Below are 25402 nucleotides of genomic sequence, written 5' to 3' on the forward strand. Positions count from 1 at the left end.
GGAGACGTGCCTACTCCCCCTTCTTCCCCGTCGTCGTCCTCGTCGTCGTCCTCGTCGTTGTCCTCTGCCGGCAGTCCCGGCGAACCGGTAACCGCGCAGCCGGCGAGTCAGGACGACACGGCCCTGGCACCGGTGCTCACTCCGGAGGGATGGCGCCTGCTGAACTCGCTGGAGGGTTACCGGGAGTCGGAGGCCTTGACGTTGTCCACGCGGTTGCGAGCAGAGGGCCACTCCCCTGAGCTCGTCTCCGCCGTGCTGACCCAGTCGAAGCTCCGGTCCCAGGCCGCCACCAAGTTCGGGCCTTTCGCGGACCACATGGTCTTCACCCGAGCCGGGCTGGAACAGGCCACCCGGATGAACATCGCCGCACTGCACGCCGGTCGGTTCGCCGCGGCCGGAGTGACATCGGTGGCGGATCTCGGCTGCGGGCTGGGAGCGGATTCGATGGCCTTGGCCGCCCTCGAGCTGAAGGTGACGGCGGTGGAACGGGACGAGACCGTCGCTGCCGCGGCCACCATCAACCTCATGCCGTTCCCCGACGCCACCGTGGTGTGCGCCGACGCGCAGCGGTGGGTCTCTGATGTGCTGTCCAACCCGGCCGGCGACTCAGGCTCTGGCACGAGCACCCGCCCCGAGGGTTTCTGGTTGGACCCGGCCCGACGGGTGGTCTCCACCTCCGGCTCGGCCCGCGTCTTCGACCCGGAGGCCTTCTCGCCACCGTTGTCCTTCGTCGAGGGATTGGCCGACGACGGCGCGCCGGTCGGCGTCAAGCTCGGCCCGGCCCTGCCGCATGAGTCCGTGCCGGCCGAGTGCGAGGCGCAGTGGATCTCGGTCGATGGGTCCCTCACCGAGGCGGTGCTGTGGTTCAACGACCTCGCCCGTCCCCAGGTGCGCCGTGCCGCCCTGGTCCTCACCACGACGGCGGCTCCCCCTGACGGGGCCGCGGCCGCACAGGCCGCCTCACCCACGGCCGAGCTGGCCTCCGCCGCCGACTTCGGTGACTCGCCGGAGGTGGCCGTGGCCGGCGTCGAGGGTCTGACGGGGTATCTCTATGAGCCGGACGCCGCCGTCATTCGGGCGGGGCTGGTGGCGGATCTGGTGGACCGGGAGTTTGCTGCGGTCAACGGACGACTGCTGGATGAGCATATTGCCTACTTCTGCGCCGACGAGCCGGTGGCCACTCCCTTCGCCACCGGTTACCGGGTGTTGACGGTGATGCCGTACAAGGTCAAGGGGCTGCGGCGCTGGGTCAGCGAGACCGGCGTCGGGCGCCTGGACATCAAGAAGCGCGGCGTCGACGTCACGCCCGAGGAACTGCGCCGACTGCTGATGAGCGGACAGGGCAAGGCCAAGAGCCGCTCGGGCCGGCACGCCACCCTGGTGTTGACGCGTATCGGTGAGGAGCGCGTGGCTGTGGAGGTCGAGCCCCTCCCCACGCGCTGAGCTCCCCCCTCCCCACGTTGAGCCGTCAGTAGTAGACGGCCAGGCGGCTTTCGGGGCCGTCGATCACGCGGACGTCCGTGGAGAACACCCGCGTGAGGACCTCGTCGGTGATGATCTGCTCCGGCGTGCCGAACTCGGTCACCGCGCCGTCGTTCATGGCGAGGATCCAGTCGGCGTAGCGGGAGGCGAAGTTGATGTCGTGCAGCACGATCACCACGGTGCGGCCGAGCTCGTCGGCAGCCCGGCGCAACTGCTTCATCATCTGGACTGAGTGCTGCATGTCCAGGTTGTTCAGCGGCTCGTCCAGCAGGACATAGTCGGTGTTCTGCGCCAGCACCATGGCCACGTAGGCGCGTTGTCGCTGCCCTCCGGAGAGCTGATCCAGGTAGCGGTTCTCCAGCGGGCCGAGGTTCAGGAAGTCGATCGCCTCGGAGATGTACTCCTCGTCCACTGCGGTCAGCCGACCCTTCGAATACGGAAACCGGCCGAAGCCCACGAGCTGCCGGACCGTCAGCCGGGTGACGAAGTGATTCTCCTGGCGCAGGATCGAGAGGATCTTGGCCACCGCCTTGGACGGGGCGTTGACGATGTCCTGTCCGGCCACCTCGATGCGGCCCGAGTCGACCTTGAGCAGCCGGCCGATCATGGTGAGGATGGTCGACTTGCCGGCGCCGTTCGGGCCGACCAACGCGGTGATCCCGCCCTGGGGCAGTTGCACGGAGACCGGACCGATCCGCGTGTCCTCGCCATAGTCTTTGGTGACGCCCTCGAGTGTGATCACAGTCGACCCTTTCGCATGATGACGACCAGGAACACCAGACCGCCGACCAGCTCGATGATCACGGTCACCGCCCCGGCCGCGTAGAAGATGTTGCGCAGCACGAAGTACGCACCGGACAGGATCGTGTAGCCGATCAGGACGGCCACGGGCAGGATGAGCCGGTGGTCATAGGTGTCCGTGAACTGGTAGGCCAGCGTCGCCACGAGGAACCCCAGGAAGGTCATCGGCCCGACCAGAGAGGTAGTCATGGCCATCAGCACCGAGACCAGGGTCAGCACGATCAGCGTCTCGCGCCGATGGTTCAGCCCCAGATTGTTGGTGGCGTCCGCGCCGAGGGCCAGGACGTTGAGCCGGCGCGTCCGGAACCACAACAGGGCCCCCGACACCAGCATGATCGGGATGGCATAGGGCAAGTACTCGGTCTGGGCGTTGGAGATGTTGCCGAAGAGCCGTGCCGTGAGCACATCGAACTCGTTGGGATCCAGCACCCGCTGCATGAAGGTGGACAATGCGCCCAGCCCGCCACCGAGCACCACGCCGACGAGCAGCATGATGTGCATGTTGCCGAAGCGCCCGGACAGCAACCAGCTGTAGAGCAGCACCGCGAAGACCACCATCAGCCCGGCCTGCAGGAAGAACTGCTGCACGCCGACCACCATGGTCACCCCGGCCACACCGAAGAAGAACACCGCCGCGGTCTGCACCAGCGTGTACAGCGACTCGAAGCCCATGATCGAGGGCGTGATGATTCGGTTGTTCGTGACGGTCTGGAAACTCACGGTCGCGAAGGCCTGGCACGTGGCCACGACCAGCATCACCACGATGCTCTCCACCCGCATGCCGGCGATCAGCCAGAACCCCTCGGTCCCGAACTCCATCGGATTGTCCCAGGCCAGATTGCCCACGGTCGCCGCCAGCGCGAGCACCACGAGCACACCCACCAGCACGAGATAGCGCACCAGGTGTTTGCGCTCGCCGAACGGTCCGGAGTGACGCTTCGGCGTGGCCCGCGTCGTTCGCGCCGGTCGACCACTGCCGGACCGGGCACCGGATTCGGTCAGGCCATCAGGAGCGGGACGAACAGCGAAACCGGATGTCCCGACGTCGGGCGCGGCCGTGTCCGGCACCTCACCTTCAGCGGTGGCCGGCAGCTCTGGCGAGGCGGTGGACCGGGTCCGGGGAACGGTGGTCTCAGACATGCTTGCGCCTCCTGACGAGCAGACCGATGAAGACGGCGGCGCCGACAATGCCGAGGATCAAGGACACGGGGACCTCGAACGGCATGATCACGGTGCGGCCGATGATGTCGCAGACGGTCACCACCCAGACCCCCACCAAGCAGACCCAGGGCAGGTTGGTGCGCAGATTGTCGCCGCGGAACAGGGACACTACGTTGGGCACGATCAGGCCGAGGAAGGGCAGGGAACCGATGACCACGGTGGTCACGCCGGTGACGATGGCGATCATGGCCACACCGCTGAGCAGGATCATCGTGTAGTTCAGGCCCACGTTTGTGGCGATGTCCTTGCCGAGTCCGGCCACGGTGAACCGGTCGGCCAGGATGAAGATCAGCACGGCGATCGCCAGCACGATGAACAGCAGTTCGTAGCGCCCGCGGACCACGCCGGTGAAACTGCCGGCGAACCAGATGCCCAGTTGCTGCAGCATCTCCGTCTGCAGGGCGATGTACGTGGAGAACGCCCCGACCACCGCACCGAGCATAATCCCGATGATCGGCACGATCAGGGACGACTTCAGCGTGACCCGCTGCAGGAACAGGAAGAACACCATGGTGCCGATGAAGGCGAACAACACGGCGCCGAGCATCCGGTCGACGATGGAGGCGTTCGGGACCACGATCATCGTCAGCAGCAGCCCCAGTCCGGCCCACTCGGTGGTGCCGGTGGTCGTCGGCTCCACGAATCGGTTCTGCGTCATCAACTGCATGACCAGTCCGGACATGGCCATCGCGGCCCCGGCCAGCACGAGCGCGATGGTCCGCGGGACCCGCGTGATGAAGAACATCTCCCAGCCGCCCTCGGCGCTGGCAATGTCATAGACGCCCACGAACAGGGAGACGGCCACCAGTCCGAGGGTCAGCACCACGCCGAGCAGCAGCGGCCAGACGGCGCCGCGGGACGACCGTTCACCCCGCCGAGGCACGGCGGAGTGAACGGTCGTGGTGTCGGTCATGTGGAGCGGGCCTTACTCGGCGTCGAAGGCGTCGGCCAGCTTGTTGAGGAACGTCGTGTAGTTCTGGATGTCCTCGTGGACGTAGAAGTCCTCCGGCAGGTACACGATGTTGCCCTCTTCCACGGCGGTGACGTTCTGCAGGGCCTCGGACTCCTCGATGAGTTCGGCGGCCGGCTGGTAGCCCTCCTCCTCGGAAGTGGAGATGGCGGCATCGCGGTCCATCACCAGGATCCAGTCCGGGTTGGCCTCGGCAATGGCCTCCACCGAGATGTCATCACCCTGGTGGTTGGTGGAGCCGTCCCGCTCGAGGGCCGGAGTCAGCTCGAGCATGTCGAACACCGGGCCGATGGCCCGTCCGGTGGACGGTGCCGCATAGGAGAGGTCACCACCGGTGGCAATGAGCCCGACGACGGTCTCGTCCTCGTCGTAGGCCTCGGCGGCTCGGTCGATGGACGAGTCGAAGTCGCTGATCAGCTTCTCGGCCTCGGCCTGCTTGCCGAAGATGTCCCCGAGCAGCGTGGTCAGGCGACGCAGTTCCTCGTCCAGCGGCTTGCCTTCGACCACGTTGGTGTCCACGAAGGCGGCGTCACCGATCAGCGGCTTGATGTCTTCCGTGAGCCCCGAGAAGCGCTGGCCGTTGAGCACGAGATCCGGCTTGGCCTCCACGAAGCCCTCCATGTCCGGCTCGCGGTGGGTTCCCAGGTCGATGATGGAGTCGTCCGAGGGGTAGTCCACGGTGTCCTCGTTCATCAGCGCCAGCGGGGCCGCTGCCAGCGAGACACCCCAGTTCTCCAGCGTGCGGAAGATGCGATTGTCGGTGGCGATGATCGACTCTGCGGGCGTCTGCACGGTCACTTCGCTGTCGGCCATGTCCGTGACCTTCACCGGTCCGGACTGGGTGGAGGCGCTGGCAGAGGAACTGGAGGAGCCGGCGGAGGCGCTGGCGGAAGCGGACGGGCTCGCGGACTCCCCGGTGGAGCCGGCGTTCGCCCCGCCACAGGCGGTCAGTGCGAGAGCTGCGGAGGAGACGAGAGCCACCAGGCCGAGGCGTCGGTGTGTGGTCTGCATGCGAGTGGTACTCCTTGGGGAAGGGAACGGCGTGACCGCCGGATCCGACGTTTGGTAAGCCTTACCTTAGCCGATTAGGTCACGTGCGTGATCCGTTATTGCGCTCACATGTCGGTGTGTGACAGCGCGCACACCAGTGGACTACGGCGAGCACCCGGTTCCGGCTGGCCACTCCCCCACCTCGACTGGCAGCGCACCCGGCGCCTCGGCCTGCCCCGTGAGCACCTGCACCAAGACCGCGAAGGCCCCGGGAGTCCGTCCGTAGAGGGCGATCAACGCGCCGTCGGCGGGCACGGAGGACCGGGCCAGTCCGAACGGCGCATCCAGAGCCACGACGACGTCGCCCTCCCCGGCCTCGCGGGCCGATCCCAGCAGGTGCACGACGGGTCCGGACCCCACGGTCAACCCCGCCGACTCGGCAGCCTCGGCGAGCCGTGCCCGATCTGCAGCGGTTCCCCCGGTGATCTGCAGCGAGTCGGTGACCTGCGGCTCGCCACACGTGCCGTCGACCATCGTCACTCCCGCCTCGGAGACCTCCTGAGACGTCTGCTCCGGGTCGGCCTCGTCGGCGGAATCGGCCGAGCCGCCGGCACCGGCAGCGTCACCAGCACCGGCGACTCCCGCCTGCGCGAGTTCCTCCGGTGATGCCGCGGCCAACTCCTCCTGCAGCTGGTCACGCCACATCAGCATGGTGACCACGCGTTCGGCAGCCTCGGTCAAACGGTCCTCCGGGACCTCCCCGGTGTCCACCGCCTCGACCACTGCATCCCGTGCTCCCGGCAACGACGACGGCATCAGCAGCAGGTCCGCCCCGGCGGCGAGCGCCTGTACGGGTGCCTCGTCCGGCCCATACCGCTCCACCAGCGCGCCCATGTTCAGCGCGTCGGTGACCACCACGCCGTCGTAGCCGCCCGGTCCCAGGTCACGCAGTGCCTCGTACGCCGCCGGAGACACCGACGACGGCACGTCCGGTTCCAGCTCCGGCACGATGATGTGCCCCATCATCACCATCGGGGTATACGCAGAACCGTCGGAGTCAGCAGAGACATTAGAGCCGTCAGCATCAGCAGAGCCCAGCAGCGCCTCGAGCGGCATCCAGTCCCGCCCGGACAGCTCCTCCACCGAGGACTCCTGCACGGGCGCGGTCACGTGCGAGTCACTGGTGACGGAACCATGCCCGGGGAAATGCTTGGGAGCCGGAAGCACACCGGCCTGCAGCAACCCCGTGGTGGCGGCCCGGCCCAGGGTGGCCACCAGCTCCGGGTCGGAGGAGAAGGACCGGGCGCCGATGGTCGGGTCGGTCTCGCCGACGGTGACGTCCACGCTCGGGGCGAAGTCCAGCGTGAACCCCAGATCCGCCAGTTGCGAGCCCATCTGAGCATGGCCCCGGGTCGTCAGTTGCTCCGAGTCAGCCGTTCCCTCAGCTCCATCAGCCCCACCAGCAGCACCCGTCGCGGCAGCCCCGTAGCTCATCAGCGTCGGCCACTCGGTCAACGGCTCCTGCACTCGGGCCACCAGCCCGCCCTCTTGATCCACGCCGATGACGCCCGACCAGTCGCGCTCGGCGGAGAGGGCCTGCTGGGTCTCCTGGAGCCGGGCTTTGAGCGAATCGACATCGTTCGTGCCGTCGGCAGCGGTCGGGACGGCGTCGCCCATGACGATGACGCCGCCCAGGTTCAGTTCCTCGATCGACGCCGGATCGGTCCCCTCCTTCCCGAGCTGGCCGACGAGGATCTGCCCGGCTTTCTCGGCGGTGTCCATCTCGGCCACGGCCTCGGCGGCGGCCTCGGCGGTCTCCTCGGACGGTCCGCTCAACACCGTCTCCAGTGGGCTCAGCGGTTGGTGGTCCGCACTCGGTGACGCCTCCGAGCCGGAGTTCGGACCGCCGTTCGCCCCGTTCGTCCCGTTCGTTGCGTCAGTTGCGTCGGGTGAGGACGGTGAGGTGGTGCAGGCAGTGGCCGTCAACGCCAGTGTGGCCACCACGGCCAGAGCCGGAAATACCGCAGCATGTCGGCGATCATCGGACCGGCGAGGCGTGCGGGTGGAACCGGTGGAACGGAGGAGGAGCGGACGGGGCAGGGATATCACCCCGCCATCGTATGACCGTCGTGCGGTTCGGCCTTCAGTGACAGCCACCGTGTGACAGCCCTGGCCCGAGAACTGGCCCTAGGATTGGAGCGCCGTCCCCACCGTTCGACAGGAGTCCCCGATGCACCTGCCTTTCGCGCAGTCCGGACAGTCCAGCCTGGGCCTGGAATGGGAACTGGCGTTGGTGGACGCCACCGACGGCACACTGAAGCCGGTCGCCGATCAGGTGCTGGCCGGCGTCGCGGATCAGGCCGGTCTCCATCTCGGTCAGGAGCACCCGCAGGTCAAGCAGGAACTGCTGCTGAACACCGTGGAGCTGGTGACCGATGTCTGCACCACCGTGTCCGAGGGTGTGGCCCAACTGCGCGACGCGGCCCGGAAGGTCCAGGACGTCACGAACGCCATGGATGTGGAGCTGTACTGCCAGGGCTCGCACCCGTTCGCCCAGCCCACCGACGAACTGGTCACCCCCGCCGATCGCTACGGCAAACTGATCGACCGCACCCAGTGGTGGGGCCGGCAGATGCTGATCTATGGGGTCCATGTCCATGTGGGACTGGACGATGTGGCCAAGGCGATGCCCGTCGTGGACGGTCTGGTCAATTACGTGCCGCACTTTCTGGCCCTGTCCGCCTCGAGTCCCTTCTGGGCCGGCGTGGACACCGGCTACCAGTCTCAGCGCACCCTGATGTTCCAGCAGCTGCCGACGGCCGGATTGCCGTTTCAGTTCCGTGAGTGGTCCGGCTTCGAACAGTGCGTGGCCGACCTGACCAAGACCGGGGTGATCGACGACGTCACCGAGTGCCGCTGGGATGTCCGCGCTGTCCCGCGGCTGGGCACCGTGGAGATGCGGGTCTGTGACGGGGTGGCCACGCTCGAGGAGATCTCGGCCATCGCAGCGCTGACGCAGTGTCTGGTGCAGGACTTCTCGGACACCCTCGAGGCCGGCGGCACCATCCCCACCATGCCGCCGTGGCACGTGCAGGAGAACAAGTGGCGTGCGGCCCGCTACGGCATGGACGCGATCATCATTCTGGACGCCGACGGCGAGGAGACGCTGGTGTCCGATCATCTGCGCACCGAGCTGGAACGCCTGGCTCCGGTCGCCGAGCGGCTGGGATGCTCGGATGAGCTGGCCGGCGTCGCGGACATCCTGGCCGGTGGCGGCGCGGCCGCGCATCAGCGGCGGGTGGCGGAGGCGGTGCGACATGACGGCACCGCGGAACTGGCCCAGGGCGTCGCCGGCGGGGCGGGCCCGCAAACGGTCGCCGCAGTGCAGGCCAACGACGGCGGCGCTCCCCTGCGTGCCGTGGTTCAGGACGCGGTGGCTCGGACGCGGATGTCCATCGGTGGGTAATGGCGCAGGGCCCAGCCGATTACGCCGTCGATGTGGCGCGGTCCCGTAAGTTCCGCTGGTACGGTCCGGGAACGAAGCCCGCCAACTCGGGCATCAAGAAGGTGAAGAGTTGGGAGCCTTGGATAGGCCGGACGACTACCTCCCCGTCGCCAGCCTGCGTCGCCAGGTAGTTTCCCTCGTGGCCGGCCGTGAGCACCATGACCGGTGGAACGGACTCGGCCGTGTCCAGTCGATCGGTCTCGACCATCCACAGACTGAACTGCTCGGTCTCCCACAGGCGCTTCCACTGGGGGTCGGTCGCCACGGTGGCAGGCAAGGGCTGGCGTGGATCAGCAGAGCGCCGAATCAGGTCCTCCAGGGAAACGCGCTCTACCGCGAGCTTGGTGGAGAACGACGGAACAATTCCCATGGCGCGAAACATCATCTCGCTGCCTCGCGTCGCCGGGATCATGCCGAGCCAGTGGGCCGACGTCGGCCCCGGGGCGATGACAACGCTGACGTCCCGTCGCCGGTACAGCTGCAACCGAACCTCGCGGCCTGACTCTCCGAAGCCGATCAACCGAGACGTGCCATCGGGCTCCTGGAGCGTGCCTGCCACGCTCGAGGCCCACGCTCGCCAGTGCAGACCGTCCGGATCCACCAAGCCTGAGTCGACTGCCAGCTGGGTGGTCTCGGACTGCAACCGCCCCCAGGAGCTGCCAGCGGGATGCGAGTGCAGCAAGTTGAGGAGCGCCGTGGGGACGGGCGCCAACGGCACCGTCTCCCATCCGGGAGCCAGGCCGGAAGGAGTGACTTGCGTGGGCGCCGTCACGGTGACGGCGTCGGCCGCCTCATCTGCCTGCGCTGCAGACTGCACGAGGACTTCTTCCTCGGGATCGCCTCGGCCGACTGACGGGCTCCAATCGCCCGGAATCCGACCGACGAGGGAGTCGAGGATCGAATCCATGAGGGGAAGGTCTTCCAGTCCGATGACCGCAGTTGCGCACACGCTGGGATCGGCCGTCCAGACGTCCGGGCGGCGGGAGCCGGTTTCGCTCCAGGACGGCCAAAGCAGCCACCGGATCTCCGCTACGGCGCTGTCGCCGTGGATGGACGCGATGCGGAGAAAGCGCAATCCTGACCATGAACCGTCTCGCCAGTGGTCCACGCCTACGGTCCAGGTGCCCTGAGGGGCCGCGGGACTGCCGAAAGCCCGGTGGCCTGTTGGGCGACGGAGGTCATCGCGCAGGTCGAGGTTGGCGCTGCTGACGAGGCCGTCACCCCAGCGGTAGACCATCAGCGTCGGCCGGACAGCTCGGCCCTCAATGCGTGGAAGCAAGCCGACATCCGTGCCCGGCAGCGCGACACTCGTCCACCGGGCGGGCAAGTCCAAGGCCATCAGCCGATTTCCCCGTTGGCGTAGGCTTCTTGGCGTTCTTCCTCGGTCCACGTTTGGTCGAAGACCTCATCGACGGCCGCAGTCGCCACTTGTCCAGCGCCCCACGAAACCAGCGTCACGAGCACCCATCCGGGCACACCGGTCCACGGGATAGCGGCGGTGGCAGCCATGTCGGTTCCCGTCGTGGCCAGGAAGGTGACGAGTTCCTCGGCGATGTATCGTCGCGTCTGCTCGGTGACCTGTTCATCAGACAACAGCGGGTTCTGTTCTGAGAATTGTTGCTCAAACTTGCTCGTGTCCCAGCCTGTTTGGACGAGGGTGGTGATCGTTGTGACGTTGGCGGTGAACAGTTTCTTGTTGGTGGGCGAGAGGTCCGCGGACTTTGCGGCCGCGTTGAGGATCGCCTTTTTCGGCATGCCCGTGATGGTGCCCGCTGCGACACTGATGCCTTGCGCCGAGAGGTACTCCCGCATCGTCGGAGGATTACTCGAGTACGAGCCGTCCGGCGCCGTGACGTTGGGCATCGGCACGTTGCCGTAGGTGTCGTCCTCTGCGATGGCCAGCTGCACGGCATAGGTCAGATAGGGATCCTCTGCCGATCCAGAGCGGACTAATTCCCCGTCAGCGTTGTAGGACCACTTCACCCCGTCGGAGTCCATGTAGTCATACGGAAGATCATCCAGCGGAACGGATTCGGCGATAGCGCGATAGTCCTCCTCGGTCAGTCCCTCCATTCCGCCGAAGAAGTTGCTGTTCTGCAGTACGGATGCGAGTTCATCCGGGGAGTCCATGGGGTTGAGGGCAGCTGGCCGATTGACGTAGGCCAGTTCCGACAGTTCCTCCATATCGACGCCGGAAACCGTGTCAGCGAAGGTGTTCCGCGCCGACTCGATGGTCTCGTACAAGTCGATGGCCTGCTGCTGATGTTCGGTGCGTTCCGACTCGAGGGTTTCGAAGTGACTCTCCGGCGTCTCTCCGTGCCGTTCGACGTAGTCGTCTTCAGTCCATTCGCCTGAGTAGACCTTGTTCTTGTCCCGGTCGTACTGATAAAAGCGGGTCAGCCATCCTCGGGCCCAATAGTCGTACGGCTCCTTGACACCGCTCTTGGCTTGGACGTCCGTATCGAACGTCGAGGCGGCCGACGCCAGAATGTCGGCTCCATGCAGCAGCCCACCGAGTTTCTCGGCCACCGGCGTCATGGCGCTGAAAACGGCCTCTTGATCCGCGCCGCCATAGACATCGCGGAATCGAGTCCACTGCGAGACGATGCGCATGAGGACATCGTGGGTTTTCTGGACTTTCTCCTGAATACCCTCGCCACCGGCGACGACACGGGAGGACGGCGGCAGTGGCACAGCCCAAGAGACAAACCCGTCGTGGTAGGCGGAAACGATGTTATCGACCGGTGAACCTTCCAGCCATTTGACGCCTTCGTATCTCATCGGTTCCTATCCATCATTGCTCTGCTCGGTGGTATGCGCCGTGGTGTAAGGAGTGACGTTGTAGTCGCTCGGGGTATTGGAGTCCGATTCCGGAGCGTACTGAACCGCACCGTTCTCAGCGTCACCTGGCACGGGTTTCGATGAATCGACGTCACCTTCGGAACCACCAGAGCGCATCTCCGGGTACTGCGCTTCCCGCCCGGAGCTCTCGGCGGCCATGGCCGCATCTCCGGAGACGTAGTAGTTCACCACATCTTGCATGGCGGAAAGACAGTTCTCGATCTCGGTGATGATCGCGTCGTACTGCGGGAGCAACTCTTCGTCGTAGAACTTATTGATCGCCTGATTGGCACTTTCAGCACTGGACTGGATGAGGTCAGTCTCTTCTGAGGCATAGAGCCCGACGTCCATGGAATCCAGGTCGACGTCATGACCCGTGAAATGCGTATTCTCCGTGTCAAGAATGGTGTACAAGTCGTCGATCACGGCTTGGCAACCGTCCAAGTCGAGCCAGTAATCAGTCATCTGATTCCCCTTCGGTGTCGAAACCAGCCTACAAATACTGGATCGAAGTCGATATGGGGACTTCTACCCATACACGCGAGTCCGCAATCCTCGGCAGAGGTCATCCGGAAACAGCCCGACACCACGGGTGAACGGCGTGATACAGCGCCAGTCCAGAAACCGGCTCGAGGTGCAGTCCGGATGTCGAGTCTGCAACCTCTTCCGCGCTTTCAGCGACCGATAGACGGTAATCGCCGTAACCGTCGACGGTGTAAACCTGCATAGCTGGTCGATCGGTGTCGACGGCTCACGGTACGCCCGTGAACGGCATAGGCCGATGGGCACAACTACCCATGCCTTCTCAGGCCACCAGCGAGACGCTCTCCACGGGCTGTCCGGGGTCAGCGGCGAAATCCAGACCGCTGGGTGCGACGCCGTCGGCCACGAGCTGCGCGCCGAGGGCGGCCACCATGGCCCCGTTGTCTGTGCACAGTTTCACCGGTGGCACGGTCAGCCCGACGCCGGCCGCCTCGCATCGCTCGGACAGGAGGGAACGCAGACGAGAGTTGGCGGCCACTCCCCCGCCGAGCAGCAGGTGGTCGATCCCGTGTTCGGTGCAGGCACGCACCGCCTTGGCGGTGATCACGTCCGCCACCGCCTCTTGGAAGGACGCGGCGATGTCCGCCGTCGGGATGTCTGTTTCCGGCACGCCGGCGGCTTCGAACTGTTCGACGCAGCGAGCGACGGCCGTCTTCAGCCCGGAAAAGGACCAGTTGTGCCGGTGTTTGCCGGGCTTTTCTGCCGTGCCGACGAACTTCGGCGCGCTCAAGCCACGGGGGAAGCGAAAAGCGGTGGGATCGCCCTCGCGAGCGAGACGGTCGATGACGGGACCGCCCGGATATCCCGCGCCGAGCAGCCGGGCGACCTTGTCGTACGCTTCGCCGGCGGCGTCGTCGATGGTGGAGCCCAGCAGGGTGACGTCCGAGGTGAGTCGATCGACCTTCAGCATCTCGGTGTGACCGCCCGAGACCAGCAGTGCGCCGAGGTTCTCAGGCTGGCTCGTATCCTCCTCCACGATGGCCTTCACGGCGTCGAGCATCCCGACGCCGACGTGGGCCACCAGATGGTTGATCCCATAGAGCGGCTTGCCGGTGGCCAGGGCCAGGGCCTTGGCTCCGGCCACGCCGACCATGAGGGCACCGGCCAGTCCGGGTCCGGAGGTCACCGCGATGGCATCGAGGTCTTCCAGGCGCACCCCTGCCGTGTCGAGGGCCTGCTGCAGGGTGGGAGTGAACTCTTCCAGATGGGCACGGGCCGCGATCTCGGGGATGACGCCGCCGAAGCGCACGTGCTCGGCCATGGATGAGGCGACGGCATTCGCCAGCAGTTCGGTGCCACGGACGATGCCGAAACCCGTCTCATCGCACGAGGTCTCGATGCCCAGAACCAGCGGGGCGGCGGACCGGTCGGCGCTCAAATCCGCGGGGATCGATCCGGAATCGAGGCGGGGTGCGGCGGAGTCGGGCATGGAGTCCAGTCTAGAACTGCTCCCTCTTAGCGCACGTCACCGCTTCGGGTCTCACTCGCCGGGGGTCTCCGGTGGACCGCCCACCGGGATGCGGACTGAGAAGACCGACCCGGCCCCCGGCTCGGATGACACCTCGATCTCGCCGCCGTGTGCGCGGACGAAGCCTTGAGTGATGGCCAACCCCAAGCCTGTCCCCGGAATGGCTGCCCGGCGCACGTGTTCGGAGCGGTAGAAATTCGTGAAGAGCTTTGCCTTCTCCGATGCAGCCAGGCCGATCCCCGTGTCCGCCACCTCGAGTTCCGCCCACTCGCCCGGGCCATCGTCGACGGTCCGGAGGGAGACGGTGACCGCACCGCCGTCGGGCGTGTATTTGGCCAGGGCAGTGGAGAACTACGGTCACTCCGGTCATCAACGGTGTGCCAGGCACGGGAACTTCCATGGTGTTCACCGTTGACGCCCGCGGAACCGTGACCGTATACGCCCCGCATTGTGCTGAATGATCTGCGTGCTTGATGCCCCGAAATGACCGGTGAGTCTCAGACGGTCGGGACTGGATACCAATTCTGGTCGGCCGACATCCCACCCTGTGCGTCAACGACCGGAAACACCAGGTTCTCGAGATCAACCCAGGTGCCGTCGTCCCGCAGAATATGCCAAGGGCCGTCGGGATCCATCGGCGCCAGCACTGATCCGACACTCGCCAGCAGGTCGCCGTCACCGCGGCGGAAGACCTCCGCGATCAAGCCACTGACGCGAACGGTGCCGGCACCGGAAACGACAGCATCTTCCAGGACACCGGTGATGTCCACGGTGATGCCGGACAGGACCGTGAGGACTCCGGAGACGGAGCCTGAGAAGCGGGCGGAAGCAGTCACGGTACCGTCGAGAATCTTCACTCCACCCGATGGGGCACCCGCGTTTTTCCACATGCGTCCACGCTATTCAGCAGGCAGTGGCGCGACCAGCAGCAAGGATGGGGATGCCTCCCCATTGACGGAACCGATCGTTGCTGATATGCACGCCTAGATCGAAGTAGCACGAAGTGTCTGGTTCTTCTGCTGGAATCGACACTTCGTGCTACTTCGATGTGTCAGCTACGCAGTGCGAGCGAGGACTAAGAAGCGGGCTCAGCGGGATCCTGGCCGGCTTGGTCGTCGGATCTGCCATGGACGGTGACGGCCCAGGACGCGTAAGCACTTAGCGCAGTGATCTCCCGTCGCCAGGCCTTCCCATCCTCTCGGTCGAACAGCCAAGCCGGTGCCCCGAGTTCCAGTGCTGAGGCGGCCATTTGCGCCTGCGGTACCGTTTCGGCCAACGTGTACAACTCACGGACTCGGCCCCGGTACCGTCGGGTACGCCTAGCCAGTCCGAGCTTGCCGGCCTTCCATTCCCGCGCGGCCCGTTCAGACAGCGCTTCCATGAGTTCCAGAAGCACGTCCTCCACGGCATCCAGTAGGCACTCCGGACCGGTGTGGTCGAGGCGGTACTGCCCAGCAATGTCCTGCCACGTCTCGGTGGCCGCACCGGGAGCATCGTCGGCGGCATGGAAATCGTGCACCATGGGCTCCTGGGATTCCTGAGTTCCTGCTGGATTCATACCCTGAAACATGCGCAGAATCACCGCGGCGGCGGTCAGTTCCGGACGACTGCGCATCACCCCGCGTGACGATGGCGGCAGCTCCGCTCACTGTGGGCGAGAACGTTCTGCTGATTCTGGGGTTTCAGCGGACACAGGGGACGGGACGTGGGACGGGAGGCTCACCGGGTAGCCGAGGTCGTGAACAGTGCCGGGGCTGGTGGTCCACACGCGCGACACCGAGACCAACGACGCCGGCTCGATCACCTTGGTCACCCGCCGAACCCACGCCTGGGTGTCGGCGTGCTTGCGTGAGGGATCAACCGCCAGTATCAGCGTCATCGGCTCATAGCGCCTCAGTCCTTCGGCCAGCCGCTCGACGTCGGACCCGTCCCCCAGCCCGTAGCACACGACCATCGACCCGGCCTGGCCACCGTTGAGGACACCTGCGGCGGACCATTTGTGGTGATCGGACTGCTCGGCGGCTTCGACGGCGTCGTCGATCAATCCAGCGAACACCAAGCGGATTCCGCCGGCCGTTGCCTGATGTACCGGCTCGTTCGGCGTGGCCGTTCCGGCCGAAGCACCGTCCGGGTTTTCTGAAGCACCGTCCGGTGCTGCGCGCTCCAACAGACCTTGCAGCTGAGGATCCTCGGTCGCGAACATCTCGTGCGTGAATTCCGGACCCAGTTGACGATCACCGTGTACCGGGTCGGCGCTCTCCATGTGGTCGACTCGGTCGCTGCTGTCCCTGTTCCCGCCGCTGCCATCCCTGGTCCCCGGATTTCTCGGAGCATCGCTCAAGAGACCATATGCAGAGTTCAGGTCAGGGCCGGACTGCAATGCCGCCGTCGGGATGGAACCGGGCTTCCATGCGGGTATCTCTTTGACGGTGGCGGGGTTGAAGCCGGCAACGCCGCCGGCGGGGCGCTGACTGACGATGCGGCCGGTGACCGGGCCGGCGTCGTGCGTCTGAGGAGCCGCGCCCGAGACGCCGCCGGCGCGCGTCTGATACTGGCCGGGTGAGCCGTCGGGGTGTGCATCGGCCCGATAGCTCGTATGAGTCTGGCCGGCCACATCTTCGCGGATGCTGTAGATCGAGTATGTGGTGCCGGGCGGAAAATACCGTTCGGCCTCGGCTGCGAGCTCCGGCAGCGTCTGTGCCGTGACGCTCCTACGCCAGCGCACGCTCGCCGCCCACGGTCGCCGCGGTCCTCACCTGCAAGCCGGGCTGGGAGGACGCCTCGGTGTACGACAGCACGGCGACGTCCACGGACCAGGAATCCAGCTTGCGGGCGAGATCGGCTCGCAGTGCCTCGCCGCACACGAGCACGGGCTGCTCGCCTTCGGCTACTCGGGCGGCCACTGCCGAGCGAACACCGTCCGCTAGGCGGTTGAACACCTCCAGTGAACCGGTGATCGTGGAACCTTCGGGTCCGGTGCGCAGACCTTCCAACAGACCCTGTTCGAACAATGGATCCAGGGTGATGGCGGTCAGTACCCCGTCCTGGCTGGCCCGTTCGGCAATCACTGGAGCGAGCGCCACGCGGCAGGACTCGACCAAGTGTTCGACCACCTTGGAGGTTCCGGCACGCTGGGCGATCGTCTCGAGGATGCGGACCAGGTCATTGATGGGCACACCCTCGGCGAGTAGCCCCTGCAGTACCTGGTGGACCGTGGAGGCGGGCACCAATGCGGGCACCACATCCTCCACGGTTTCCGGTGAATCGGCCGCGATCGCGTCGAGCATCATCTGTACATCGGCGCGGGAAAGGAGGCGGGAGGCGTGGCGCTCGATCACGGAGGCCAGCTGAGTGGTGACCACTGTGGTGCGGTCAAAGACAGCCGACCCGGCCATCTCGGCAGTCGTCCGCATCTCCTCGGGGATCCATTTGCCGTCGAGTCCGAAGACCGCCTCACGGGTTGGAGCACCGGGTAGGGCCGCGAGGTCACCACCGAGGGCGAGTAGCCTCCGGGCCGGGGCCTGTCCCTCGGCTGCCGACGTCCCGGCAATCAGGATGCGATACGTTCCCGACGGCAGTTCGACATTGTCCCGCGTGCGGACCTGCGGGACGACGAATCCCAACGACAGTGCCATTTGTTCGCGGACACCGCGAATACGTGCGACGAGGTCGTCCGGCGAGCCGTTGGCCAGATCCACGATGTCGGTGGCGAGGTGGACTTCCACCGGAGAGGTGCGCATGCGCTGGAGGAGTTCCTGACCGGGGTCGGTTTCCGGTCCAGCTGCGGCCTCACCGGCGGCCTTCTGTGTTTCAGCCTCTGCCTCTCTCTTCACCCGGGCTTTGCCGGCGGCGCGGCCCGCCAGGATGAGAGCCACGCCGAGTGCGGCGAAGGTGAGTAGTGGCATACCCGGGATGAGGCCCATGGCGATGGCTGCCACGCCGGCCACAACCAGCGGAGTGGAGAACTGTGACAACTGCCTCGACGTGGAGGTGCCGAGATCCTCGTCAGCAGTGGACCTGGTGACGATCATGCCCGTGGCAGTGGCCATCAGCACCGACGGGATGATGGTGACCAGCCCGTCGCCGATGGACAACAGGGCGTACGTCTCCAACGACTCCATCAGTTCCATGCCATGCATGGCCATACCGACCACCACGCCGCCGACGAGGTTGATCACGAGGATGATGATGCCCGCGATGGCGTCGCCCTTGACGAACTTGGAGGCACCGTCCATGGCACCGTAGAAGTCTGCCTCCGCGGTGACCTCGGTGCGCCGGGTGCGGGCCTGGTCTTCGGTGATCAGCCCGGCGGAGAGATCGGCGTCGATGGCCATCTGCTTGCCCGGCATGGCGTCCAAGGTGAACCGGGCGCCGACTTCGGAGACGCGTTCGGCGCCTTTGGTGATCACCACGAATTGGATGATCATCAGGATCAGGAACACCACGAAGCCGATGATCATGTTGCCGCCCACAGCCACCTGACCGAAGGCGTCGATTACCTGGCCGGCGTGGGCCTCCCCGAGGACGAGCCGGGTAGAGGCCACGTTGATGCCCAGTCGGAGCATCGTTGCGGCTAGCAGCAGGGACGGGAAGATCGAGAAGTCCAGTGGTCGCCGGACGAACATGGTGTTCAACAGGATCACCAGCGCCAACGAGATGGACACGACAATCAGCAGATCCAACAGGGGCGCCGGAACCGGCACGATGAGCAGCAACACGATCAACACGAAACCGATCGGCATCGCCAGCGGCTTGAGCGTCGCCAGGTTCACAGGTGCCTGCCTTCTTCGTTCGGTTCGCTGTTCCACATGGTGGTCTGGGCGACTTCCGAGACTCTCTATGCAGTTGAACTGTGCACGGGCGTCCGATTGATGCGCTTCCTTGCGGCGAGCCGCGTCGATCTGCATCGACCCCTGCATCGACCCCTGCATCGAGGTTGCACGATGTGTCGAATCCGAGCCGGAATTTCGACACATCGTGCTACCTCGATTCGGAGTGGTGCAGAGGGTGGGTGGTGCAGAGGGTGGGTGGTGCAGAGATGGGTAGTGTCTGCTCCTGCACAGAGGGCCAATCTCCTCGATCCATCCACCGTGGAACCGTCCAGAACCCCACTCGGAGACGCGGCGCCGGTCAATGGAAGGATGAGCCCACGCCGCCGACAGTCCACGCCGGACGTCTTCACCATCGACAAGGCCCGCGAACTTCGCCTGACGAACTACCGGCTCTACCGGAGCGGGCTGAAGATTCCGTATTCGGGCCTCCGGATCAATTCCGCCGCGGAGAGCATCATGAAAGAACCCTCTGCTCAGCGGAGCCACCAGCCGAGCCACCTACAGAACCACCAACCGGACCACCAGCAGAGTGCCCAACAAACTGCCCAGCAGACGGATCCGACACCGCGCGAGTACAGCAACGCCGAGCTGGGCCGCATGCTGGCGCTTCGTGACCCGTCTTTGGTCATCAGCCACCAGACGGCCGCCGAAACCTGGGGAATATGGCTTCCCTCGCGGATGCGAACAACCCGCCTACACCTTTCCCGCGTCCGGGGTGAGGGAAGCATGCCCCGGTACCTGGGCGCCGTCGGCCATTTCGTCCACAAGGCCCGTGACACTGACCTGAGGACCATCGACGATGTCAGAATCACGTCACCGGAATGGACGTGGACCGAACTGGCCTCACAGGGACTGACCGTTCACGAACTGGTGGCCGCCGGGGACGCTCTGTTGCAACGGGCGGATGGACCACCCCGGCCCATGGGTGTCCTCGGGCAGAATCCCTTGTCGTCGAGGGAGATCCTCCGCGAACTCGTGGAACGGCGCCGCGGTGTGCCCGGCATCCGGAATCTCCGGATCGCGCTGGAGCTGCTGCGAGAACGAGTGGACTCTGAACGCGAATCCCGGCTCAGAACCAGGTTGGTGGACAGCGGGTGGCCAGAGCCGGACGTCAATCCCCGGTTGCGATTCGACGATGGCTGGGAGGCACTCCCGGACCTGGCCTATCGGTTGTGGCGGATCGCTCTGCAGTACGAGGGTGAGCACCACTTCTCTCAGGCCAAGCAGTACCGGTCGGACATGAATCGGGACGAACAACTGAGGATGCGCGACTGGCAGACACTGCGGGTCGATTCGAGCGTGTTCACCGCCAGAGGGTGGCGAAGCTTCACTGACCGCTTGGCCAAGGCCATCGAGCAGCAGACCCAGCAGCTCAGTCCCATGGAGTTCCGAGTGATCGAGTGAACGAGTGGAGTAGTGGAACAACTGCCATCGAGGTAGCACGATCTGTCGACCGGGGACGGAGGACTCGACAAATGGTGCTACTTCGATGCGGGGGGTCAGGGGGCGGGCGCGGGGCGGAGGATCGGGCACGGCCGGTGAGGGCCACACACTGCTACTCAGTCGCCAACGCAGGCAGCGGGATGTCAGCCAGTGAGTGGATGCGGCCCTTCCGCCGCCGATGCACGCGGGCATCCAGCTTCAGAGTGAAGGCGATGACCACGGCCACCGCCCCGTAGAGCTCCGGAGGCACCGGCGCCCCGACCCGGCAGTGCCGGTGCATCATCCAGGCCAGCTCAATGTTCTTGATCAGCGGTACCTCGGCGGCCTCAGCTCGTTCGCGGATGCGGGCTGCGACCTCACCCTTGCCGGCGGCCACCACCACCGGGGCGGCGTCACCGGGCTGGTAGCGCACTGCCACCGCCACGTGCACCGGGTTCACCACCACGGCATCGGCGCTGGAGACGTCCGCGATCATCCGGTTGCGAGACAGCGAGAGTTGCCGCGAGCGCCGCTGAGACTTCACCTGCGGGTCGCCCTCGGCGCTCTTGTGTTCACGCTTGGCCTCGTCCTTGGTCACGCGGGTCTGCTTGCGATTGCGCTTCGAGACCACGAACACGTCAGCGGCGGCCATCACCAGTCCGGCCAGCACGGAGAACCACAGCAACTGCAGGGCCGCTGTGGTGATCACCCCCGTCACGGCCTCCAAGGGCAGCAGTCCGGCGCCCATCAGTCCACTGGCCACAGCCTGGATCATCCAATACATCAGCAAGCCCACCGCAGCCGATTTCAGCAGGGCTTTCGCCGCGTTCCACCATGCTTGAGGACCGAAGATCTTCTTGGCGGCGGCAACCGGACTGAAATGGTCGAATTTCGGGGCCAGTGATCGGAACGTCACCGGCCCCTGAAGGAACGGTGTGACCACAGCGGCCAGCATCGCCACGGCCAACAAGGGCAGGATGACGACGCCCAGCGACTCCCCCGCATGGATCAGTACCTGAAGGGCCACCTTCGGGTCGGCCTCCTGGGCTGCGCGGGTGAGCTGAAATAGACTGTCCGTCGCGGCCCCCTGAGCGGCGATCAGGGTCGTCGGGATCATCACGGCCACCGCCGCCACCACCACCCACGCCGACACGTCTGCCGAACGTCCGAGTTTGCCCTTCTTCCGGACATCGCGCATCTGCCGTTCGGACGCCTGTTCAGTGCGCTCACCGGCCTCGGACGTCATGGCCCGACCTCCCGCAGCAACTCCACCGCGGAGTCAGTCAACTGCCCGACGGCCATCGGCAGCGCCCCGAACACCATCCCGCCGAAGGCGAGCGTCACCAGGATCTTCAGCGGGAAGCCCAGTGAGAAGGCGTTCAGCGTCGGTGCCACCCGGGTCAGCAGTCCCAGCCCGATGTCGGCCAGGAACAGGACCGCGATCAACGGCGCCGCGATCTGGGCAGCGGCAGCGAACATCCCCGTGAAGGCGGCACCGGCGGCCTCGGCGGCAGAGGGCATGTCCGGGAACTCGCCCAGAGCCACCGCGTCGAAGGAGGTGCCGAACCCGAGGAACAGAGGGATGTGGGCGCCGGCGGCGAGCATCATGGCGATCATCCCGTGCTGGAACAGCCGGGTGAACTGCGCTCCGTTGACCATGGAGCCCGGGTCATACACCGTGGCCATCTGGAATCCCGAGGCCAGGTCGATCAACGATCCCGCCGAGGCCACGGCCGCGAACGCGACCATCACGAGGACACCGAGCACGGCGCCCGTCGCCGCCTCCGCGGTACCGGCGGCCAGCAGCGCCCCGGCGCCCAGGCCGCCGTCGGGAATCTCCACACGTCCGGTGAAGGGCAGGGCCAGACCGGCCGCGACGAGCCCCTTGACCCGCCACGGAAAGGAGTTGTTTGAGAACGGCGGCGCAATGCCAATGAACAGCGTGGTCCGCAGCAGCACCAGCAGGTAGGCCTGCAGCCACGCCATGTCCAGCGTCACGTCCATGTCCGCACCGACCCGTCTAGCCGTTGATCAGGTGGGGGATCTGGCTGAAACACCACTGGGTGAACGTGACCATCTCCTGGATCATCCAGAATCCGGCCAACGCCAGGACGATGGCCACCGCGATCGCCTTCGGCACGAAGGACAGAGTGATCTCCTGCACTTGAGTAGCCGACTGCAGCAGACCGATCCCGAGGCCGACCGCCAACGCGGTTAACAACAACGGTGCCGAGAGCTTGGCAGCTGTCAGCAGGGACTGGACTCCCAGGTCCACCACGGCGTTCTGGTCCATCTCCGCCTCCTCTCCACTACGTGACTCACAACTACGCGACTCACCCGATTAGTACGTGCCCACGAGCGAGCTGATGATCAGTCCCCAGCCGTCCACGAGCACGAACAGCAGGATCTTGAACGGCAGGGACACCATGACCGGCGGAAGCATCATCATGCCCATGGACATCAGAGCCGAGGACACCACCAGGTCGATGATGAGAAACGGCACGAAGATCACGAAGCCGATGATGAATGCGGCCCGCAATTCCGAGATGACGAACGCCGGCACCAAGGTGGCCAGTGGTGTGTCCGCTGGAGTCTGCGGATTCTCCAGATCGGCGGAGCGGGTCATCAGGGCGATGTCCTCCTCCCGTGTGAGGGGCAGCATCCATTCGCGCAGGGGGCCCTGGGCCTGATCCACGGCCTCGGTGAAGACGGTCTGACCGTCGACGTAGGGAGTGATCGCCACATCGATGATCTCGGAGATCACCGGCTGCATGATGAACACCGTCAGGATCAGAGCGATCCCGGCGAGCACCTGAGTGGGCGGGGTGGTGTTCAAGCCCAGGGCGTTGCGGGTCATCGAGAGCACCACGAAGACCTTGGTGAAGGACGTGCACATCAGCACCAGTGACGGCGCCACCATGAGCACACCGATGCCCAGCAGGGTCAGGACCGAGGAGGACGGTTCGCCATCGGGCCCGTTGATCTCAATGGACAGCCCGTTGTCCCCACCGTTGCCGCCACCATCGGTGCCGGGTGCGGGGTCGAGCGTGTCGGCGGCCGCGGGTGACGCGCCCACCACGGTCAACAGCCAAAGCCCGACGACGGCCAGCAGCACTCCGGCCAGCACCGGTAGGACGGTCGTCGTCCGGGAAGAGGATCTCACGGTCGGGCGTCTTCTGTAGAGGCAGAGCCGGCCCTGCGGCCCAGCCCCGTCCACTGGGTCCCCGTCTGCAGGGCTGTGAGCATGGCGGCGAAGCTGCCGGACTCCCGTGGTGCGCGATGTTCCGGCCGGCCCGCCGGGGATCCGAAAGACCGACTCATCGACGAGGCAGGGCCGGACGGCGACGCGCGTCGCGGCGCGATGGAGGGCGTTGCACGGTCCGGCACCGCGGAGGTCACACGCTCCGGGGCGGCCCAGGTGTCGAGCGTGTGGGCGCCACCATCGGTGAAGGCCACGAGGTGGCGGCGACCATTGGTCTCCACGACCACGAGGTTCTGGGTCCGGGACACCGACTGACGCGAGATGACGTGCAGTGCGTCGTCACCACCGGAGCTGAAGCGTCGACGGGCCAGTCGGGCGGACAGAAACAGCGCGAGTGCGACGATGCCCAGGGACAGCACGACCTGGATGATCTGGCCGAACTCCATCTCAGCCCAGAACCTCTGCGTTCTCGTCCCGGATGGACGTGATCTTCACGGCGAAGTCCAGATCCTGGACCACCACCTCTCCGGAGGCGAGCAGGCGTCCGTTGACCAGGACGTCGGCGGGGGCGCCGGCAGCCCGGTCGAGCTCGAGCACCTGCCCGGGCTTGATCCGCAGCAGTTCAGCGACGGTCAGGGTGGTGCGGCCGATGACCACGGACAGTTCCATGTCCACGCCGCGAATCCGGTGGACGTTGCGCAAGAAGTCCTCGTCCACGCTGGTGTCTCGGGAGGGACGATCGTACGAGGCGCCTTCGTGCACGGCCATCACGAGGGCGTCCGTGCCGTCCACGGTCACCACGAAGAGCCTCGGTGCACTCTCGTGGGGACTCGCGACGAACGGCGTGCTGCCAGCAGGCGCCGGTTCCACGGTGGAGGGTCCGACGGCACCGGCAGTGGACAACCCTGAGTCCACGGCCGGTTTGAGCGCCGCGGCAGGCTCGTCGGCCACGAGGTCCGGCAACTGGGCGCTGGCCGTCAGGGCGAGAGTGATGCTGCCGGGCCAGCCGACGGAGCGGAAGACCAGCGGCTGTCCGGTAGCAGGCAGCTGTTCCGCCGAATCCACCGACCGGGTCTCGATCTGACCGGCCAGCGGGAGGGCGGCCGCGGTGGCGGAGACGATCCCGGTGACCGTGTCCATGCCGTTCGGGTGCGTGTGCCCACCGATCGGCGGGAGATTCGCTTCGGTCACTGGTCCAACTCCGTTTCAACGATCTTCATGTACTTGCGGGATCCGTCCACCACGTTCACCGCGGAGCCCAGATGGTGGCCGTCCACGGTGACGTTGAAGGGACGGTTCGAGGTGTGGGTGAGCGGCAGGACGTCCCCCACCTGCAGCTTGAGCAGGGCCATCGAGTTGATCCGCACCGGGTTGGCCTCGAGCCGGACCTCCACGGGGGTGGCGGTGAGTTGCTCCATGGCGAGCCGGGCGGCATCCTGACCGGTGTCCACGGGATTCGAGGAGCCCAGCTTCGGCAACACGGAGTCCGAGGGCAGAGCCAGGCTGAACGATGCCGGTTCGCCCGACCCGGTGGTGACGGTGAACCCGGCCACGACCATCAGATCGGTGGGCGCGGCGGCCTGGGCGAAGCCCGGGTTGTAGTGCACGGCGAGGTCCGGTACGGGGGCGGCGTCGAGAACACCGGTGAAGGAGTACGCCAGGTCGTCCATGGCGGCGGTGAGGGTGCGTCGGAGAATGCCGATCTCCGTGCCGGTGAGCTTGCGGTGGGCCGGCAGTGACTCGCCGTCGGAACCGAGCATCCGAGACACCCAGTCGGCAGCGGTGCTCACCGGCAGCTGGAGGATGCCGCGGGTCTCGGCCCCGGGCACATGAAGCAGGACCATGCAGGTCAGTGCGGGCAGTGAGGCGGTGTAGGCGTCGTAGGTCGCCAGCGCCGCGGGCAGTGGAGTCACCGTGGCCTTGGTGCGCAGGCGGGTGGCCAGTTGCGATGACCACTGGCGAGCAAAGGTGTCGAAGGCCACGTCCAGGATCCGGGAATGCTCCCGGGCCAGCGTGGTGGGCCGCTGGAAGTCGTAGGGCACCGGCTGTGCGGAAACCACGGTGTGACCGGCGGGGGCCGCCACGGTGACGTCGTCCATACCCACGGGACCTCCTTCGAGCGGAC

At 66.1% G+C, this 25402-nt stretch carries 24 protein-coding genes; 3 read left to right on the forward strand and 21 right to left on the reverse strand.

Annotation, left to right across the window (positions count from 1 at the left end; genetic code table 11):
- The first annotated feature begins 123 nt into the window (after positions 1–123).
- Positions 124–1443 (forward strand): SAM-dependent methyltransferase, encoded by a 1320-nt coding sequence (locus tag ACFQQD_RS00900; protein WP_378086068.1) that lies wholly within the window; start codon positions 124–126, stop codon positions 1441–1443.
- 25 nt (positions 1444–1468) lie between these two features.
- Here ACFQQD_RS00900 and ACFQQD_RS00905 read toward each other — a convergent pair whose 3' ends face one another.
- The 5 genes from ACFQQD_RS00905 to ACFQQD_RS00925 form a co-directional block, all read right to left on the reverse strand.
- On the reverse strand, positions 1469–2224 hold the full coding sequence (locus ACFQQD_RS00905; RefSeq protein WP_378085247.1) for an ABC transporter ATP-binding protein: 756 nt from the start codon (positions 2222–2224) through the stop codon (positions 1469–1471).
- A complete protein-coding gene (locus tag ACFQQD_RS00910; RefSeq protein ID WP_378085249.1) occupies positions 2221–3423 on the reverse strand; it encodes an iron chelate uptake ABC transporter family permease subunit in 1203 nt (400 codons plus the stop codon). Before ACFQQD_RS00910 ends, ACFQQD_RS00905 begins: the two co-directional genes overlap by 4 nt.
- Positions 3416–4417 (reverse strand): ABC transporter permease, encoded by a 1002-nt coding sequence (locus ACFQQD_RS00915; RefSeq protein WP_378085251.1) that lies wholly within the window; start codon positions 4415–4417, stop codon positions 3416–3418. Before ACFQQD_RS00915 ends, ACFQQD_RS00910 begins: the two co-directional genes overlap by 8 nt.
- A 12-nt stretch (positions 4418–4429) precedes the next feature.
- Positions 4430–5485 carry a siderophore ABC transporter substrate-binding protein gene (locus ACFQQD_RS00920; protein WP_378085253.1) on the reverse strand — a complete coding sequence of 352 codons (1056 nt, stop codon included), beginning with the start codon at positions 5483–5485 and terminating at the stop codon, positions 4430–4432.
- A gap of 141 nt (positions 5486–5626) precedes the next feature.
- On the reverse strand, positions 5627–7303 hold the full coding sequence (locus ACFQQD_RS00925; RefSeq protein ID WP_378086070.1) for a glycoside hydrolase family 3 N-terminal domain-containing protein: 1677 nt from the start codon (positions 7301–7303) through the stop codon (positions 5627–5629).
- Positions 7304–7694: 391 nt separating this feature from the next.
- On the opposite strand from ACFQQD_RS00925, the gene ACFQQD_RS00930 reads away from it, so the two are divergent.
- Positions 7695–8930 carry a glutamate--cysteine ligase gene (locus ACFQQD_RS00930; protein WP_378085255.1) on the forward strand — a complete coding sequence of 412 codons (1236 nt, stop codon included), beginning with the start codon at positions 7695–7697 and terminating at the stop codon, positions 8928–8930.
- A gap of 19 nt (positions 8931–8949) precedes the next feature.
- On the opposite strand, the gene ACFQQD_RS00935 is transcribed toward ACFQQD_RS00930, so the two are convergent.
- The 9 genes from ACFQQD_RS00935 to ACFQQD_RS00975 form a co-directional block, all read right to left on the reverse strand.
- A complete protein-coding gene (locus ACFQQD_RS00935) occupies positions 8950–10308 on the reverse strand; it encodes a hypothetical protein (protein WP_378085257.1) in 1359 nt (452 codons plus the stop codon).
- A complete protein-coding gene (locus tag ACFQQD_RS00940) occupies positions 10308–11582 on the reverse strand; it encodes a hypothetical protein (RefSeq protein ID WP_378085259.1) in 1275 nt (424 codons plus the stop codon). Before ACFQQD_RS00940 ends, ACFQQD_RS00935 begins: the two co-directional genes overlap by 1 nt.
- Positions 11583–11756: 174 nt before the next feature.
- On the reverse strand, positions 11757–12275 hold the full coding sequence (locus ACFQQD_RS00945; RefSeq protein WP_378085261.1) for a hypothetical protein: 519 nt from the start codon (positions 12273–12275) through the stop codon (positions 11757–11759).
- Positions 12276–12615: 340 nt separating this feature from the next.
- Positions 12616–13782 (reverse strand): tRNA (adenosine(37)-N6)-threonylcarbamoyltransferase complex transferase subunit TsaD, encoded by a 1167-nt coding sequence (gene tsaD, locus ACFQQD_RS00950; RefSeq protein ID WP_378085263.1) that lies wholly within the window; start codon positions 13780–13782, stop codon positions 12616–12618.
- Between the two features lie 51 nt (positions 13783–13833).
- A complete protein-coding gene (locus tag ACFQQD_RS00955; protein ID WP_378086072.1) occupies positions 13834–14160 on the reverse strand; it encodes a sensor histidine kinase in 327 nt (108 codons plus the stop codon).
- A gap of 158 nt (positions 14161–14318) precedes the next feature.
- Entirely contained in the window at positions 14319–14657 is a 339-nt protein-coding gene (locus tag ACFQQD_RS00960; RefSeq protein ID WP_378085265.1) for a hypothetical protein, read from the reverse strand.
- Between the two features lie 239 nt (positions 14658–14896).
- On the reverse strand, positions 14897–15439 hold the full coding sequence (locus tag ACFQQD_RS00965; RefSeq protein WP_378085267.1) for a hypothetical protein: 543 nt from the start codon (positions 15437–15439) through the stop codon (positions 14897–14899).
- Positions 15440–15466: 27 nt separating this feature from the next.
- Positions 15467–16546, reverse strand: coding sequence for a hypothetical protein (locus ACFQQD_RS00970; RefSeq protein ID WP_378085270.1), 1080 nt, complete (start codon positions 16544–16546; stop codon positions 15467–15469).
- Complete coding sequence (locus ACFQQD_RS00975) at positions 16533–18593, reverse strand: flagellar biosynthesis protein FlhA (protein ID WP_378085272.1); 2061 nt, start codon at positions 18591–18593, stop codon at positions 16533–16535. The genes ACFQQD_RS00970 and ACFQQD_RS00975 overlap by 14 nt, the downstream gene beginning before the upstream one ends.
- Before the next feature lie 369 nt (positions 18594–18962).
- Here ACFQQD_RS00975 and ACFQQD_RS00980 point away from each other — a divergent pair, with 369 nt between their 5' ends.
- Complete coding sequence (locus tag ACFQQD_RS00980) at positions 18963–20057, forward strand: hypothetical protein (protein ID WP_378085274.1); 1095 nt, start codon at positions 18963–18965, stop codon at positions 20055–20057.
- Positions 20058–20208: 151 nt separating this feature from the next.
- Here ACFQQD_RS00980 and ACFQQD_RS00985 read toward each other — a convergent pair whose 3' ends face one another.
- Genes ACFQQD_RS00985 through ACFQQD_RS01015 form a run of 7 tightly spaced genes read right to left on the reverse strand, consistent with a single transcriptional unit; the run spans position 20209 to position 25376 of the window.
- Entirely contained in the window at positions 20209–21321 is a 1113-nt protein-coding gene (locus ACFQQD_RS00985) for a flagellar biosynthesis protein FlhB (RefSeq protein WP_378085276.1), read from the reverse strand.
- Positions 21318–22079, reverse strand: a complete 762-nt coding sequence (locus ACFQQD_RS00990; RefSeq protein ID WP_378085278.1) for a flagellar biosynthetic protein FliR — start codon at positions 22077–22079, stop codon at positions 21318–21320. Before ACFQQD_RS00990 ends, ACFQQD_RS00985 begins: the two co-directional genes overlap by 4 nt.
- A 16-nt stretch (positions 22080–22095) precedes the next feature.
- Complete coding sequence (gene fliQ / locus ACFQQD_RS00995; RefSeq protein ID WP_378085280.1) at positions 22096–22368, reverse strand: flagellar biosynthesis protein FliQ; 273 nt, start codon at positions 22366–22368, stop codon at positions 22096–22098.
- A 48-nt stretch (positions 22369–22416) separates the two neighbouring features.
- On the reverse strand, positions 22417–23238 hold the full coding sequence (gene fliP / locus ACFQQD_RS01000; protein WP_378085282.1) for a flagellar type III secretion system pore protein FliP: 822 nt from the start codon (positions 23236–23238) through the stop codon (positions 22417–22419).
- Positions 23235–23723, reverse strand: coding sequence for a FliO/MopB family protein (locus ACFQQD_RS01005; protein WP_378085284.1), 489 nt, complete (start codon positions 23721–23723; stop codon positions 23235–23237). Before ACFQQD_RS01005 ends, fliP begins: the two co-directional genes overlap by 4 nt.
- A gap of 1 nt (position 23724) precedes the next feature.
- A complete protein-coding gene (locus ACFQQD_RS01010) occupies positions 23725–24468 on the reverse strand; it encodes a FliM/FliN family flagellar motor switch protein (protein ID WP_378085286.1) in 744 nt (247 codons plus the stop codon).
- The gene (locus tag ACFQQD_RS01015; protein WP_378085288.1) at positions 24465–25376 is read right to left on the reverse strand and encodes a flagellar motor switch protein FliM; all 912 of its coding nucleotides are present in this window, start codon (positions 25374–25376) and stop codon (positions 24465–24467) included. Before ACFQQD_RS01015 ends, ACFQQD_RS01010 begins: the two co-directional genes overlap by 4 nt.
- Between the last annotated feature and the right edge of the window lie 26 nt (positions 25377–25402).

The sequence above is a fragment of the Citricoccus sp. GCM10030269 genome, from assembly GCF_042665635.1.
In the GTDB taxonomy this organism is placed as follows: domain Bacteria; phylum Actinomycetota; class Actinomycetes; order Actinomycetales; family Micrococcaceae; genus Citricoccus.